Origin of the sequence: Cytobacillus sp. FSL R7-0680 (genome assembly GCF_038009245.1) — a bacterium.
GTDB lineage: Bacteria > Bacillota > Bacilli > Bacillales > Cytobacillaceae > Cytobacillus > Cytobacillus kochii.
This window is the reverse complement of the sequence record NZ_JBBPAO010000001.1, coordinates 1,312,909-1,328,126: the sequence shown is the minus strand read 5'-3', so window position 1 is coordinate 1,328,126 and position 15,218 is coordinate 1,312,909. Positions and strand designations below refer to the sequence as shown.

The 15,218-nt window shown below is 36.6% G+C and carries 14 protein-coding genes; 12 read left to right on the top strand and 2 right to left on the bottom strand.

From position 1 onward, the window contains the following. Positions 1-9 precede the first annotated feature (9 nt). From MKY26_RS06675 to dacB, 7 genes are all read left to right on the top strand, one after another. Positions 10-1,101: a 2-aminoethylphosphonate--pyruvate transaminase gene (locus MKY26_RS06675; protein WP_328198076.1), complete on the top strand. Its 1,092-nt coding sequence runs from the start codon at positions 10-12 to the stop codon at positions 1,099-1,101. Beyond that, on the top strand, positions 1,101-1,919 hold the full coding sequence (phnX, locus tag MKY26_RS06670) for a phosphonoacetaldehyde hydrolase (protein WP_095373179.1): 819 nt from the start codon (positions 1,101-1,103) through the stop codon (positions 1,917-1,919). Before MKY26_RS06675 ends, phnX begins: the two co-directional genes overlap by 1 nt. Next, positions 1,909-3,267 (top strand): (R)-1-hydroxy-2-aminoethylphosphonate ammonia-lyase, encoded by a 1,359-nt coding sequence (gene pbfA, locus MKY26_RS06665; RefSeq protein ID WP_328198077.1) that lies wholly within the window; start codon positions 1,909-1,911, stop codon positions 3,265-3,267. Before phnX ends, pbfA begins: the two co-directional genes overlap by 11 nt. A 242-nt stretch (positions 3,268-3,509) precedes the next feature. After that, positions 3,510-4,016, top strand: a complete 507-nt coding sequence (gene mug, locus MKY26_RS06660; RefSeq protein WP_328198079.1) for a G/U mismatch-specific DNA glycosylase — start codon at positions 3,510-3,512, stop codon at positions 4,014-4,016. A 161-nt stretch (positions 4,017-4,177) separates the two neighbouring features. Next, the gene (locus MKY26_RS06655) at positions 4,178-5,140 is read left to right on the top strand and encodes a S8 family peptidase (protein WP_095373182.1); all 963 of its coding nucleotides are present in this window, start codon (positions 4,178-4,180) and stop codon (positions 5,138-5,140) included. A 200-nt stretch (positions 5,141-5,340) separates the two neighbouring features. Continuing rightward, complete coding sequence (locus tag MKY26_RS06650) at positions 5,341-5,652, top strand: MGMT family protein (RefSeq protein ID WP_341094013.1); 312 nt, start codon at positions 5,341-5,343, stop codon at positions 5,650-5,652. 248 nt (positions 5,653-5,900) lie between these two features. Next, positions 5,901-7,385: a D-alanyl-D-alanine carboxypeptidase/D-alanyl-D-alanine endopeptidase gene (gene dacB, locus MKY26_RS06645; RefSeq protein ID WP_341094008.1), complete on the top strand. Its 1,485-nt coding sequence runs from the start codon at positions 5,901-5,903 to the stop codon at positions 7,383-7,385. 90 nt (positions 7,386-7,475) lie between these two features. Here the strand turns inward: dacB and MKY26_RS06640 are convergent, their stop codons facing one another. Then, the gene (locus MKY26_RS06640; RefSeq protein WP_095373185.1) at positions 7,476-8,009 is read right to left on the bottom strand and encodes a YceI family protein; all 534 of its coding nucleotides are present in this window, start codon (positions 8,007-8,009) and stop codon (positions 7,476-7,478) included. Positions 8,010-8,219: 210 nt separating this feature from the next. Here MKY26_RS06640 and MKY26_RS06635 point away from each other — a divergent pair, with 210 nt between their 5' ends. The 3 genes from MKY26_RS06635 (at position 8,220) to MKY26_RS06625 (ending at position 12,622) form a co-directional block, all read left to right on the top strand. Next, the gene (locus MKY26_RS06635) at positions 8,220-10,790 is read left to right on the top strand and encodes a DEAD/DEAH box helicase (RefSeq protein ID WP_341093997.1); all 2,571 of its coding nucleotides are present in this window, start codon (positions 8,220-8,222) and stop codon (positions 10,788-10,790) included. 14 nt (positions 10,791-10,804) lie between these two features. Further along, positions 10,805-11,797: an LLM class flavin-dependent oxidoreductase gene (locus tag MKY26_RS06630; protein ID WP_341093993.1), complete on the top strand. Its 993-nt coding sequence runs from the start codon at positions 10,805-10,807 to the stop codon at positions 11,795-11,797. Positions 11,798-12,166: 369 nt separating this feature from the next. Continuing rightward, positions 12,167-12,622 carry a CoxG family protein gene (locus MKY26_RS06625; protein WP_307318471.1) on the top strand — a complete coding sequence of 152 codons (456 nt, stop codon included), beginning with the start codon at positions 12,167-12,169 and terminating at the stop codon, positions 12,620-12,622. Between the two features lies 1 nt (position 12,623). Here the strand turns inward: MKY26_RS06625 and MKY26_RS06620 are convergent, their stop codons facing one another. Next, complete coding sequence (locus tag MKY26_RS06620) at positions 12,624-13,151, bottom strand: ribonuclease H-like YkuK family protein (RefSeq protein WP_095373188.1); 528 nt, start codon at positions 13,149-13,151, stop codon at positions 12,624-12,626. A gap of 247 nt (positions 13,152-13,398) precedes the next feature. Here MKY26_RS06620 and MKY26_RS06615 point away from each other — a divergent pair, with 247 nt between their 5' ends. Both MKY26_RS06615 and MKY26_RS06610 read left to right on the top strand, forming a co-directional pair. Next, positions 13,399-14,007 (top strand): branched-chain amino acid aminotransferase, encoded by a 609-nt coding sequence (locus MKY26_RS06615; RefSeq protein ID WP_341093983.1) that lies wholly within the window; start codon positions 13,399-13,401, stop codon positions 14,005-14,007. A gap of 123 nt (positions 14,008-14,130) precedes the next feature. Beyond that, positions 14,131-15,141: a fatty acid desaturase gene (locus MKY26_RS06610; protein ID WP_341093978.1), complete on the top strand. Its 1,011-nt coding sequence runs from the start codon at positions 14,131-14,133 to the stop codon at positions 15,139-15,141. Positions 15,142-15,218: the final 77 nt, after the last annotated feature.

Sequence of the window (15,218 nt, the reverse complement as noted above, 5' to 3'; positions counted from 1 at the left end):
AGTTTACGAATGAAACAATATAAATTATTAACACCGGGTCCATTAACAACGACAGAGGCGGTTAAAAGAGAAATGTTGTTTGATCGTTGTACTTGGGATGATGATTATAAGCAAATTACGCAAAAAATTCGCTCAGATTTATTAAAACTTGCTCATGCAGAAAATGATGACTATACCGTTGTCTTGATGCAAGGAAGCGGCACTTTTACAGTGGAATCAGTTATGACTTCTGCTTTTAGTAAAGAAGATAAAGCATTGATTATTACGAACGGTGCCTATGGTGAGAGGATGGTCAAAATCGTTAACTATATTGGTATCAAGCATACGCATTACGCTGTTGCCTATAATGAATATCCGAAAGAAGCAGAGATTAAAAATTTATTGTCTTTAGATAACGAAATTACACATATCGTCATGGTCCATTGTGAAACAACGACAGGTATTCTTAATCCACTTGAGATGATCGCCAACGTTGCTAAAGAAACAAATAAAACATTAATTATTGATGCAATGTCAAGCTTTGGCGGAATGGAAATTGATATACCTGCACTTGGAATTGACTTCTTAATAAGCAGTGCGAACAAATGTATTCAAGGAGTGCCAGGGTTCGGATTTGTGATTGCTAAAAGAGAGAAAATCATCTCTTGTAAAGGTAATGCACGAAGCCTTTCACTCGATTTATATGATCAATGGGTAGTGATGGACAAAGATGGTAAATGGCGCTATACTTCACCAACTCATGTCGTTGCTGCTTTCGGGAAGAGCTTGGATGAACTGGATACAGAAGGAGGGATTCCTGCTCGTGAACAACGATACCGAAATAATAATCAGTTATTAAGGAAGAGAATGAAAGCCATTGGATTTGATACATATATTAGTGAGGACAAACAATCACCAATTATTACTTCCTTTATTTATCCGAACGATCAATTTAGTTTTCAAGCTTTCTATGATTATATGAAAGAACATGGGTTTGTTATTTATCCAGGAAAACTAACTGATGAAGATACTTTTAGAATGGGCAATATTGGCGAAATTTACGAAGAAGATATTAACCGTTTATGTGACATTATCGAAAACTATTTGGGAGTGAAAGCATAATGAAAAAAATAGAAGCAGTAATATTTGATTGGGCGGGTACGACAGTAGATTTTGGTTGTTTTGCACCTGTAAATGTCTTTATTGATATTTTTAAAGATGCGGGTATTGAGGTGACGATGGCAGAGGCGAGAGAACCAATGGGCATGCTAAAGATCGATCATATTCGCGCCATGCTGTCGATGCCCCGGATTGCATGTCTTTGGGAAGAAGAAAATGGCAAGCCATTCACTGAAACAGATGTAGAAAGGTTGTATAGCAAATTCGAACCGGCTTTATTGCAGTCATTAGCTCATTTTACTGATCCGATAGCTGGGGTGGTCGAAACGGTTAAAGAGTTAAGAGCAAATGGTTTGAAAATAGGGTCAACGACAGGCTATACGAGCACAATGATGGATATTGTTGTACCCTTAGCAAAGGAAAAAGGCTATACACCTGATTGTTACTTTACGGCTGATGATACCGATTCGTACGGTCGACCGTATCCGTTTATGATCTTTAAAAACTTGCAGGCATTAAAAGTATCGAGTGTGAAAAACGTCGTGAAGGTTGGAGACACGATTTCAGATATGAAAGAAGGTGCGCAAGCCGGCGTATGGACGGTTGGGGTGATAGTTGGTAGTTCTGAAATGGGCTTATCAGCCAATGAATTTAACAAATTATCTGGAGAGGAACAACAGAGAGAAATGGCACGAACAAAAGAAGCCTTTATAAGCGCAGGGGCTGATTTTACAATTGAGACAATGACAGAATTACCTTCACTGATAGAAACAATTAATCTTCAAGGATCCGGGAAGGAAAGGGAAGCTATTGAAAAATAAAGAAGCACTTCACCGTGAAGGAGACGTGAATAATAGCCCTTCACGGATGAGGTGGAATCATTCACTTGATCAGGTAAGTCGAGAAACACTTTGGCGCGACGAAGCGGTCTTTATAAGGCAATCGATGTCGACTCCTTGTCTACAAACCATTGTTGACGCAGACGGTTGCTACTTAATCGATCGAGAGGGAAAACGTTATTTAGACTTCCATGGCAATAGCTTGCATCAAGTCGGCTATAAAAATCCGTATGTGATTGAAGCTATCACGAAACAAATGAGTACTTTGCCTTTTATTCCGCGGAGATTTACTGCTGACATTGCGATGGAGGCAGGAGAAAGGTTAGTAGAGAAGACGATCTCAAAAGATTTCAAAGTATTATTCGTTCCATCAGGCAGTGCAGCAGTGGGACTTGCTATGAAAATTGCTAGAAAAGTGACTGGCAATCATAAAGTGATTTCCATGTGGGAGTCATTTCATGGGGCTGGCTTAGATGCAATCTCTGCGGGAGGAGAGTCTGTATTTAAAAACGGTATTGGTCCGATGTTACCTGGGATGATTAAAGTAATGTCCTACCAGTCCTACCGGAATGTCTTTGGTGCAAGCTCACCAGAAGATATCGCTGAAAAGTCGTTAAATTATCTGGAGTATGTGATTATAAATGAAGGGAATATTAGTTGCATCTTACTAGAGCCAATTAGAGCAACAGACACGCATATTCCTCCACGATCTTATTTTAAAAGGTTAAGAAAAATATGTGACGAACATGGAATCCTACTCATTTTTGATGAGATTCCAACCGCCTTTTACCGAAGCGGTGAATGTTATGTGCATCAATTATATGATATTGAGCCAGATATCCTTGTATTGGGAAAAGGATTAGGCGGAGGCATCGTGCCACAAGCTGCTGTTTTAGTGAAAAAAGTGCTTGATACGGCGGCAGAAGTTTCACTCGGTCATTATACACATGAAAAGCCAGCAATAGGCAGTGCGGCTATCGTTGCCATGCTTAACTATATTGACGATTACAGGTTAAAAGAAAATAGTTTGAGCCAATCTCAATTCATGGCGGCTAAGTTAAAGAAACTAGCGGAGCAGTATACTTGCATTGGGGATTTACGAATCTGCGGATTGTTAATAACGATCGAGCTTGTTAAAAGCCGAGACACAAAAGAAAAAGATGAGCAGTTGACCGAGTTTCTTCTCTACTACTGTTTGCAGCATGGTCTATCGTTTAAAGTAGCAGCTGGCAATTGCATCACATGGCATCCACCCCTTATTATCAAAGAGAAAGAAGCAAGCTTAGCTATTGAGTTATTGGAGAATGGCTTGAGAGCATATCAAGCATAAAACCCTCTCATTATTTGAGAGGGTTTTTTGTCTTCTGTTAAGTGCAACATCATAAAAATTAAGAAATCGTCTAAACAGCACTTTAAATGATGAAAATGATTGTAAGGATAATCACTGTCCATTTTTAAGATTGTAAATGTCTTTTTTTCTTCCACTCAAAAAAATTGTAGATTGTATCAATGCAAAAATGATTATTCACATGCTATGGTTATTGTATGAAAAAATAAAAGGAGTAAAGATAAATGAAACCGATAGATGATCATCTCAAAAAGGATTTAAAAGTCATATTTATTGGGTTTAACCCGAGTGTAAAGTCTGCAGAAACTGGATTTCATTATGCCAACCGTCATAACCGGTTTTGGAAAATCCTCTATCAATCTGGGCTGACTGAACGGGTTTACTTACCAGAAGAAAATCATCAATTACTTCAATTAGGATATGGTTTAACAAATATTGTCTCAAGACCAACTAAAGCGGCTAGCGATATTACGAAGGAAGAATATCAAGCAGGTAGATTAGAACTATTAGAAAAACTAAAAAAATATCAACCTGAAGTGGCCTGTTATGTAGGGAAAGGTGTATATCAAGAATTTAGTAAGAAAAAGAAGGTATCTTGGGGATTTCAGAGCGAATCGGTTGTACCAGGTGTAATTGATTTTGTTGCACCTTCATCAAGCGGGCTTGTAAGAATGAAAATAGATGAAATTGTAGATATCTATAAACAATTGAGGGAAAAGTTACGGAAGTAAAAAACAGGAAAAAAGACCGAGAGAAAAAAAGGTCTAATTTCTTTCAGAATATTTAATCTTTTGTTATAATAATGATACAACTTGTATCGCTTCAAAATTCTCTTGTCTATGCGTTGAAGGGACCAAATGGTTTTCACGATTATGTTAGGGAGGGATAAAGGATGAAGCAATTAGTTAGAGTAATGCCTTACACAGTCAATGATCAAGTGACAGATGTCAATGAAACGCCGCAAGGAATACAATTGATTCAGGCACCTGAGATTTGGAAAGAGACGAAAGGAAAAGGCATGAAGGTGGCAATATTAGATACAGGTTGTGACATGGACCACCCAGATTTAAAAGCGAGAATTATAGGTGGTAGAAACTTTACAGACGATGATGGGAGTTCACCAGATATCTTAGATGACCATAATGGTCACGGTACACATGTTGCTGGTACAATTGCTGCTACTGCTAATGAATCAGGAGTAATTGGTGTAGCCCCGGAAGCAGATTTGTTAATTGTAAAAGTATTGAACAAAGATGGATCTGGTCAATATGATTGGATTATAAATGGAATATTGTATGCGGTTGAACAGAAAGTAGATATTATATCGATGTCACTAGGTGGCCCTGAAGATGTTCCAGAACTACATGAAGCGATACAAAAAGCCGTCGGAGAAAATATTCTCGTTGTTTGTGCAGCTGGAAATGAAGGTGACGGGGATGATAATACCGATGAGCTTGCTTATCCAGGTTCATATAATGAAGTCATTAGTGTTGGTGCTGTTAATTTAAACCGCGAATCATCACCTTTCAGCAATTCTCATACCGAAATTGATTTGGTCGCTCCTGGTGAAGAGATATTATCTACTTTTTTAAATGGTAAATATGCAAAACTAAGCGGTACATCAATGGCCGCACCACACGTCGCAGGGGCTTTGGCGTTAATAAAAGATTTTTCTCAAGTTACATTTGAAAGAGATTTCTCAGAGCCTGAGTCATATGCGCAATTGATTAGAAGAACTGTTCCGCTGGGCTATTCGCCAAAATTAGAAGGAAACGGTCTACTTTATTTAACTGTACCAGAGCATTTAAACCGTGTATTAACTGAAGTAGTAAAAAATAGATTAGTAAAAAGTTAATATATTGATTGTATTAAAAACAAGAACAAATTCTGTTTCATTGAATTTGTTCTTGTTATTTTTTGTCTAATAAGTTTCTCTAGGCATGGTTTTTTTATTTTATTGATTACATGTATTTTATGATGAATGAATTGAGACTATGTTATGATCCTTTAGTTTATTATACTAGTAACAAAACGAGCGCGTTTGGAGGAAAGGATATGCAGCCATTTACAGCAACAGTGATTAAAATAATTAAAGAAATCCCTAAAGGAAGAGTAATGAGCTATGGACAAATCGCAACATATGCTGGTAGCCCCCGTGGTGCAAGGCAAGTTGTTCTCATTCTCCATTCAATGAGTCATAAATATGGTTTGCCCTGGCATAGAGTGGTCAATAAAGTAGGTGAAATTAGACTAAATGATAGCCACCAAGCCGATATGCAAAAAGAGTTACTTGAACAAGAAGGTGTTTTCTTTATACAGGCTCATCAAGTGGATATGAGTCGCTCACAGTATGACCGCGCCAAGTGAAGCACTAACACACAGTCAAGGTTTGTTCTCTATCTTTCCTCTTTTTTTCCCCTAAGTATGCCTAGTTTTGCTGAAAGAAATGATTGACTAGTCATTGCTACCTATTTAGGACAGAAGGAAAAACACATCCATTCACTTAAAGGAGAAAAATGAAGAAAAAGCGAAGTTCAATACATATAGATGTAGTTTTTTGTCAATCTATGTAGGAGAAATGTAGACAGGAAGAATATAGGAGGGGATGAGGGAAAATGAAAAAAGCTTTAGTGAGTTTGTTGACGGTTGTACTACTATTTTCAATTGCCTATACACCGTTTCAATCAGCAGTGGAACCTAAAGTTTCGGCTAATGAAGAAGGTGATGAGTTAGTTCAGAAGCTTAATCAACTTATTAACAATGATCCACTGTTAGCGGGAGCTCTTGCTGGTGTTAGCGTGAGGAGCGCAGAAGAAGGGAAGATTGTTTATGAACATATAGCTGATACTAGATTACGACCAGCTTCTAATATGAAACTATTAACAGCAGCAGTAGCACTGTCAGTATTAGGTGAAGATTATCGCTTTAAAACAGAATTATTATCGATAGGCCAGCAACGGGGCTCTGTCCACCATGGGGATATTTATTTAAAGGGGTATGGCGACCCAACTTTATTGAAAGAAGATTTTACTAACATGGCTAAAGCATTAAAAAAACAAGGTATTAAAATGATTAAGGGTCAACTTATTGCAGATGATAGTTGGTATGATGATGAACGTTTGTCAGAAGATATCATCTGGAAAGATGAGAGTTATTATTATGGTGCGCAAATATCAGCATTGACTGTAAGTCCGAATGAAGATTATGATGCTGGAAGTGTAATTGTCGAGGTAAAACCAGGTAAACAAGAGGGGAAAAAGCCAGAAATAACTCTGCAGCCGAACAATAGATATGTCAAAATCAACAATAACGCTAAAACCGTTGGTGCATCAGATAAGAAAGAAATTGATATTGTAAGAGAACATGGTACAAATGAGATAACCATCACTGGGACGATTCCTATAGAAGCTACATCTAGTAGAGAGTGGATTGCCGTATGGGAGCCAACACAGTATGCTTTAGAGTTATTAAAGGATTCTTTAGCAGGTGAGGGTATTAAAATCCATGGTGGCGTTAAGGTAGGAGTCGCACCTAATCAAACAGAAGTGTTGTATGAACAACAATCCATGCCGTTAGAGGAATTGCTTATTCCCTTTATGAAGTTGAGTAATAATACACATGCCGAAATTTTAATCAAAGAAATGGGGAAAGTAGTTAAAAATGAAGGCAGTTGGGATGCAGGATTAGAAGTTTTAGCAGATGAATTGAATGCTTGGGGAATCAATCAAGATACCATGCTTTTAAGAGACGGATCAGGCATCTCTCATGTCACTTTATTACCAGCTAATGAGCTTTCCAAACTCTTATACGAAGTACAGAAGGAATCTTGGTTTGATGTGTATTTTCATTCATTACCAGTAGCTGGTCATGCGGACAGAATGGTAGGGGGTACATTAAGAAATCGACTGAAAAACTCTCCAGCTGAGGGTCATGTTTATGCAAAAACAGGATCGATTTCAACTGTTAGCTCGCTTTCAGGCTATGTGGATAACAAGTCAGGAGAAAGATATGTATTTTCTATTATATTGAATAATATGGTAGATGGGTCAAAGGGGAAAATCATTGAAGATAAAATTGCTACCATTTTAGCTGAACAATAAACTACGCTCTATCATTACAAAAACGCTTGGATGCTGGACACCAAGCGTTTTTGTAATCGTCTTTATTTCTAAATAAGATTCAGATAAAAATTACTCACCCTTGCTAGCCTGAACATCTAAACTAATTTTGATTTTGTCTCCGACAAGAACGCCACCCGTTTCTAATGTAGAGTTCCATGTTAATCCATAATCATTTCTGCTGATTGATCCAGTTACGTTAAATCCAGCTTTTGTATTTCCCCATGGATCAATTCCCGTTCCTTCAAATTCGACTGCAAGCGTTTCTTGTTTTGTTGTATCTTTAATCGTCAGATCACCTGTCACGCTATATTCATTTTCCCCATTTTTTACAATATTCGTTGCTTTAAAATTAATTTTTGGATAGGTTTCAACATCGAAGAAATCTTGTGATTTTAAATGATTATCACGATCTTCGTTTTTGGTATCAATACTAGCTGAGTCGATTGTTAATGAAATATCCGCTGTTGTTAAATCTTTAGGATCAGCTTCAATAACAGCATCAAACGCTGTAAATGATCCCTTTACATTAGCAATCATCATATGTTTAACAGAAAAATCAACACTACTATGTGCTGGGTCTAACGTCCACTTTGTTTTAGCCATTTTATTTTCCTCCTATATATCTTTGATTAATAAATCTCAAATTAAAAATAATTGATTTCGAAATAATTATAATCTCGCCATCCGTGTTTGTCAATTTTATTTTTAAATTTTCTAATAATTTTTCGCGGAAGTGCGATATGTTATGGTAGTGAAGTGACAAGAGTTCGTATACAATAGGAATAATATGTATTTGTTAGAGGAGTTAAAGGAATGAAGCAATTAGAGGATATCCATCGTCAAGCGATTGAATATACAAAAATGAAAATTTATGAAGATATAGATTATTATTTAGGTGCAAATGAACAAATGTTAAGTTTTTCACAATATATCAAAGATCGAGCTCCGTTTTTAGCACAAGTTTGGCAAAATGTGTGGAGTAATAAAGCGACAAACAAACTCTCTCGTTTTCATAAGAAGGAATATTTAAAGAAAAAAAACTATGTTATTGAAGATATGAATAAGAAAACGTTAAATCAAGCATTTAGGAAAGAAGTCATTGAGTTCCGTCCATTAAATGTAAATAGTTTGCTACATTCGATTTTTGCAGATCAACCTGAAAAGTGGGCCAAACGTTATGTTTATGCAAGAGAAAGATATCTTCAAGAAGAAAAAGAACGCCAGATCAAACAAGAAAGATACGCCTATCAAGAATTTCTATGTGAAGAAGCAGAACAATGGTTGTCAAAAAACAGTGAAAATCTCTTTTTAGCTTTAAGACATAAATTGGCTTTAAAGCTTGAAACGGATTTAGCAAATAGAGTGAAGTATCATGAGACGGAATCACGTTACTTAGAAGAACCTTTAGTGGAAGTGGGGCCATTTATCGTTGATGATTACCCCCGTGTAGAAGATTTCTTTGAAGAGTTTACAGGTAATCTCCACAAAGTGATGATAAAAAATAAATGGTATTTTGAGTATGAAACATACTATTTTGAATACGAACAAATGGTAGGAGAAACTTTACATACGCTTATACAACAAGCGCTTCTATTACATCTTGGTCAAGGTCATATTGATAAGTATCAATCTTTGTTCCAGCATAGTTTGACTGGAGAGAAGTTGTTAGATCTAATTGATTGGGAAGATTTAATTCCAAATGCACTAGGCCGAATCATGGAAGATTATGTGAAAGATTTATTGAAGATAGCAAATGAGAATTTTGATTTAGAAGAGCAGCGAAGCTTATATGAAATACAAGTGAAAGAAAGAAAAATGAAGCGCAAACAAGAAGAACGGGAACGGAGACAAAAAGAAGAACAACAACAAAAAATGTTGAATGATATTTTTGGCTCTGCTTATGAGAGCCGAAAGAATATTTATCAGAAATTTGTTCTTCATATTGGTGAAACAAATACAGGGAAAACGTTCCAAGCACTAGAGAAAATGAAAGCAGCCCCATCCGGGTTATATTTAGCCCCATTACGTTTGTTGGCGCTTGAAGTCTATGAAAAGCTAAACAATGAAGGAACACCCTGTTCTTTAAAAACTGGAGAAGAAGAACGAGAAACCTCAGGTGCGACACATTTAGCTTGTACGGTTGAAATGTTTTATGAGAAAGATGATTATGATGTCATTGTTATAGATGAATCACAAATGATTAGTGATAAGGACCGTGGCTATGCTTGGTTTAAGGCAATCACAAAGGCAAATGCGAGAGAAGTGCATATTATTGCGAGTAAAAATGCCGAAGCTATGCTGTTGCAATTAATTGGAGATAGCAATGTTGAAATACATAGATATAAACGAGAAGCCCCTTTGGAAGTAGACAGTGAAGAGTTCACTCTTAAAAACGTAAAAGAGGGTGACGCGCTGATTTGTTTCTCACGTAAAAGGGTACTCGAAACAGCGTCTATGTTACAAAGAAAAGGTCATCAAGTGAGTATGATATATGGCAGTATGCCACCTGAAACGAGGAAGAAACAGGTTAATCGCTTTACAGCTGGTCAATCTGATGTCATTGTCTCAACAGACGCAATCGGAATGGGATTAAATTTACCGATACGACGGATTGTTTTTTTGGAAACGGAGAAATTTGATGGTACGAAACGTCGCACACTGACATCTCAAGAAGTGAAACAGATTGCTGGGAGAGCGGGGAGAAAAGGTATTTACCCTGTAGGTAGAGTGGCCTTTTTTGACCGGATTAAGTTAATGAGCAGTTTATTATCACAAGTAGATGCTCCGATTGAAAGTTTTGCTATTGCACCTACTTCAGCCATTTTTGATCGCTTTCTTTCGTATTATCGTGATTTAGGGAAGTTTTTTGAACTCTGGGATTTATTTGAGAGTCCAAAGGGAACTAAGAAAGCAACATTAAGTGAAGAAAGGGAGCTTTATGAACTGGTTAGAGGGACAGAGATTGAGGCGAGAATGCCTTTAAAAGATTTGTACAGTTTCTTACATCTACCTTTTTCAAAAAAAGAAGCGGACTTGATTCGGCAATGGGAGCAGGCGATGTACAGTATCATTGATCATGAAGAGCTGCCTGAACCAAGGTTAAGAAACCGTAATCTTGAAGACCTTGAGTATTCATATAAAGCAATAGGTCTTCATTTACTATTTCTCTATAAATTAGGTCAACATACTGAAGCCATCTATTGGGAAAGAGTGAGGGACGATATATCTAATCATGTGTTTGAACGATTAGATGATGATATTGCAAATATGAAAAAAACATGTAAGCGTTGTGGAAAATCTTTAGCTTGGGATCATGCCTTTAACATTTGCGATGATTGCCATAAGAATCAACCGAGTAGAAGAAGACGTTACTATAAGAGGTAAACAGGAGGGGTAATGTGAAGCTGAGTATTTTAGATCAATCACCAATTGCAAAAGGCAAGACAGCAAAAGAAGCACTTGAGGCATCACTGCAGTTAGCGAAAACAGCGAATGAATTAGGCTATTACCGCTATTGGATTGCAGAGCATCATGACTTGCCTGGGCTCGCTAGTTCCTCTCCTGAAATTATGATGACATATATTGCATCACAAACGTCAACTATAAGGATTGGCTCGGGTGCGTTGTTACTACCGAATTATAAACCTTTTAAAGTGGCAGAGAACTTTCATTTGTTAAGCACACTTTTTCCAGGACGTATAGACCTCGGCATAGGAAGAGCACCAGGTGCATCTGCTGAAGCAAGTATTGCACTAGCAGGGAATTATTTGCAAGCTGTCAAAGAGTGGCCCCAGTCTATTGATACACTACTTGCTTTTTTAAATGACCATCATCCAGAAGACCATCTTTTTCGTAAAGTAAAGGCAAGTCCCATCCCCCCAATAAAGCCTGAAGTGTGGATGTTAGGAACAAGCCATAAAAGTGCTAGTTTAGCAGCTGAAAAGGGGTTACATTACTGTTTTGGACAATTTATGAGTGATGCTAATGGAAAAGAAGCGATTGATCTTTTTAAAGAGAAGCGCAAGAGCGAACAACAAAATATGATGTTAACCGTCTCTGTTATTTGTGCTGAAACAGATGAAAAGGCTGAAGAAATAGCTACCTCAGTATTATTATGGCATCTCCAATCAGATGATGGAGAGAAGCAAGAAGTACCTTCAGTAGAGGAAGCAATTAAGCATCCCTATTTCATTGCAAAACAAGAAAAAGTCGCTAAGATGAAAGAAAGAATGATTATTGGTAATCCGGAAAAGGTCAAGAGAGACTTGTTAAGTCTTACAAACCAATACGGCATAGATGAAGTCATGATCGTGACAATAACACATGATTATGACGATCGTCTAAAGTCATATAAATTATTGGCTGATATGATTAACAAACCAGTTTTTTAGAGATATAAAGGGAATGTGAAGCAACCTACACATTATTTCTTCAATATTTGTAGGGGGAAGCTCTTATCTTTTTTTGTCATGGTCAAACGAAAGCTGGTTACTATTCCTCTATAAATAAATATTTATTGCTCATGTCTAGAAGAATTTATTCTCTTTTTTTCCGCTCTTTAAAAGGGCAAACATGAGAGGTATATGGGTTGTATTAAATTGAAGCAATGTCAATTTTAAGCAAGCAGCTTTTACCTCTAAAGTTTCTAATTTGTTTTCGTTTACGATGCGTTAATCATAAATTCGATAGCATGTTTCCCTTACTGCTTGAATAGAAATAAGGCAGTAGCATCTAAGACGAGAATGAAGGAGAGAGGTATAATGGCAAGCTTTCATCATGAGAAAAAGGTAAATGTATCAATTGACCACCTATGGCAGTTTGTTAGTGATATGAATCATTGGGCACCACTTGTTCCTGGATATATAAGGCATGAAATATTAAATGAAAAAAGCTCCATCTGGGTGTTTAAAGTAGATGTCGGCTTAATGAAAAAAAAGATAGAGCTACAGGTCGATATCACTAGATGGCAGGCGCCTAATAAAGTGACATTTAACTTAACAGGTATCAATGAGAAATTTAAGGGCAATGGTTTTTTCTCGAGTGTAAATTCTTCTAAAAAAGAAGTAGTGATGACGGGCTTTTTAGAGATTGTAGCTGAGGGAATGATGGCAAAAATGGCGAATGCTATTTTAGAAACCTCTCTTCCCGAAATTACAACTGAGTTAACGAATGCAGTCGCAGAGAAAGCAGAACAGCAGTATTCACTGCATCAGTAATTTATTTTGTGAATTTATTTGCATAACTAGAGGCGACATATGCCTCTGGTTTTATTTTGGCTTCCACACCAATGGATTCCATTCTTGCGACCATTTCAGCTACATATTCCTTCGTTTTATTACGAGAGCCGGCACCAATATCTAAATGGCCTTCCATCGTAAAACTTGCACCTTGGTAAATAAATGGTAAGACAATATCAATCATCTGGTTTTTCTTCTCTTCATCAAATAATGCAACAATCTCTTCAGTTAAAGAAGTTTCAAAAGAAATTCTTTCATGTAGATGAAGCATCTTTCGTGGGACGGAACATTTTCTAATACAAGCCCACGCTCCTTTTCCTGCATTTTGAATCACTATACCAGTGATAAATAAAGTATGGGCAGGATGTACTTGAGAGTCTGTTCCAACAATCAGTTTATAATTTCCTCTCGGTTGGATGTACATGAAGTGAAGAATGCGCTCAAAGACATCTTCAAATGTTAAGTTTTTCTCTTTTAAATTTTGAAAAGGAAGTATTTGCAAAGTCATCACCACATTTTTAATTTATAGTTTATGCATTCACGAACCTTCATGAATCAATTGCAGCCTATTTTATACTTATGAAAGAAGTAAAGATTTTAAGATAAATTTTATGACCATCCTGCAAGCTAAACGGATTGAAAGGCTAAGATGGCCTTTATTGGGCCCATTGATAGTGGATGTTCGTCTATATTGATTTTCCATTGTTGAAAGCATGATAGAGAGTTGTGTAGAATGTAAAGGAGAAAAACTTGCAATGAAAGACAAAGAGGTGCGAATAATGTTTAAAGAACAGTTAGTCGAAAGAATCAAACAAGCAAAAGATAATGGGGAATTACTATTTATTGAAGAATTAAACTACGCTAAAAAGCAGGAGATAATAGATGAAAAAGAGGTAAATGTCCTCGACACTAAAAAGCGCTTTTTTGATAGTTATATTGAAAGAGGCGATAAAGAAACAGAAAACTTTCTTGGGACAGAATCGGCCAGTGAATTTTTTGAGCAGCCGATCACTTATTTTAAGCAACATATCAATGAATTCGTCTATGTTGAATCCGTATGGTTCGATCAACTAAATGTTGAATCACTTTCTTTTGAAGTAGATGATTTATTCCGTACTTATGATTGCTTGATTGGTTTAAAGCAGCCTAAGAAAAAGGAAAAAGAAATTAAAGCCTATTTTATGTCAATCTTCACAAGTGATGAAGCGCGACTGAGCCCTATGTTTAATCAAAAAGATGGCTTATGGGAAATTAACTTTACGTTAGATTATATTGAAGGATTTTCTGAAGATATGAAGATAGGCGAAGCTTTTTCACTTATATATAAAGTTTTATTTGACCTAATAATTGAGCTTGAAGGCTGATATTAGTAGTTGGTCTTAATGGATACATGACATTTATCATGGTTGCGTGATGACACCTATGTCTTCACAGTATTTTCAGACGTCTTTATTATTAAATTATATTGAAGGAAAGGAACTTACAATATGACAAAAGAACGTTTGAAAACATTGAGAAAACAAATGCTGCCATTTGAAAAGGCGAATCGTAACAAAAGTATATATCAATTAATCAATACGCTTGTACCATTTTTTGGTTTATGGACACTTGCTTATTTTTCACTTTCCATTCATTATTTATTGACATTAGCTTTATCTGTTTTAGCGGCGGGCTTTTTAATACGTATATTTATCATCTTTCATGATTGCTGTCACAATTCATTCTTTAAAAGCCGCAAAGCGAATAAAATTGTGGGAACGATTGCTGGGATTATTACGATTTTTCCATATAGCGCTTGGGCACATGATCATTCCGTTCATCATGCAACAAGCAGTAACTTGGACAAGCGTGGGACAGGAGATATATGGTTATTGACTGTTAAAGAATATATGGATGCCTCTTTTTTAACGAAGGTTGGTTATCGACTTTACCGTAATCCAATCATTATGTTTGGATTAGGTCCGATTTACACATTTTTATTTAAAAATCGTTTTAATCGAAAGGGTGCTCGTTTACCAGAGAGATTAAATACGTATTTAACCAATGTAGGAATTGTTACTTTATATGCTTTCATGTGTTATCTCATCGGCTGGGAAGCATTCCTACTTGTGCAAACCCCGATTTTCCTGATTTCTGGTGCAGCTGGTATTTGGTTATTCTATGTCCAGCATACATTTGAAGATTCTTATTTTGAGCCAGATAAAGAGTGGGAATATGTGAGTGCAGCAATTGAAGGCAGTTCATTTTACAAATTGCCAAAACCACTGCAATGGATGACAGGAAATATTGGTTACCATCATGTACACCATCTAGCTCCAAGAGTCCCAAATTACGAATTAGAGAAAGCACATACTAACAGTGAGCAATTACAAAATGTACCGACCATTTCACTAGCAACAAGCCTAGAATCTCTTCGCTTTAAGCTTTGGGATGAAGAGAAGAAAATATTTGTCGGCTACCGTGCAGTAAAACAATACCGAAAAGTACCGGTATCTTAATAATAATCTGCTATAATACTGTTAAGAAACTCCTTTGTATGAAAGAAACAAAGGAGTTTTCTATTTCTACATTGAAG

Coding starts and splice junctions, on each gene's coding strand:
- MKY26_RS06625 (WP_307318471.1), top strand. CDS start 12,167: ATGGCAAGCTTTCATCATGAGAAAAAGGTAAATGTATCAATTGACCAC.
- phnX (WP_095373179.1), top strand. CDS start 1,101: ATGAAAAAAATAGAAGCAGTAATATTTGATTGGGCGGGTACGACAGTA.
- dacB (WP_341094008.1), top strand. CDS start 5,901: ATGAAAAAAGCTTTAGTGAGTTTGTTGACGGTTGTACTACTATTTTCA.
- MKY26_RS06615 (WP_341093983.1), top strand. CDS start 13,399: ATGAAAGACAAAGAGGTGCGAATAATGTTTAAAGAACAGTTAGTCGAA.
- mug (WP_328198079.1), top strand. CDS start 3,510: ATGAAACCGATAGATGATCATCTCAAAAAGGATTTAAAAGTCATATTT.
- MKY26_RS06635 (WP_341093997.1), top strand. CDS start 8,220: ATGAAGCAATTAGAGGATATCCATCGTCAAGCGATTGAATATACAAAA.
- MKY26_RS06675 (WP_328198076.1), top strand. CDS start 10: ATGAAACAATATAAATTATTAACACCGGGTCCATTAACAACGACAGAG.
- MKY26_RS06655 (WP_095373182.1), top strand. CDS start 4,178: ATGAAGCAATTAGTTAGAGTAATGCCTTACACAGTCAATGATCAAGTG.
- MKY26_RS06640 (WP_095373185.1), bottom strand. CDS start 8,009: ATGGCTAAAACAAAGTGGACGTTAGACCCAGCACATAGTAGTGTTGAT.
- MKY26_RS06650 (WP_341094013.1), top strand. CDS start 5,341: ATGCAGCCATTTACAGCAACAGTGATTAAAATAATTAAAGAAATCCCT.
- MKY26_RS06610 (WP_341093978.1), top strand. CDS start 14,131: ATGACAAAAGAACGTTTGAAAACATTGAGAAAACAAATGCTGCCATTT.
- MKY26_RS06620 (WP_095373188.1), bottom strand. CDS start 13,151: ATGACTTTGCAAATACTTCCTTTTCAAAATTTAAAAGAGAAAAACTTA.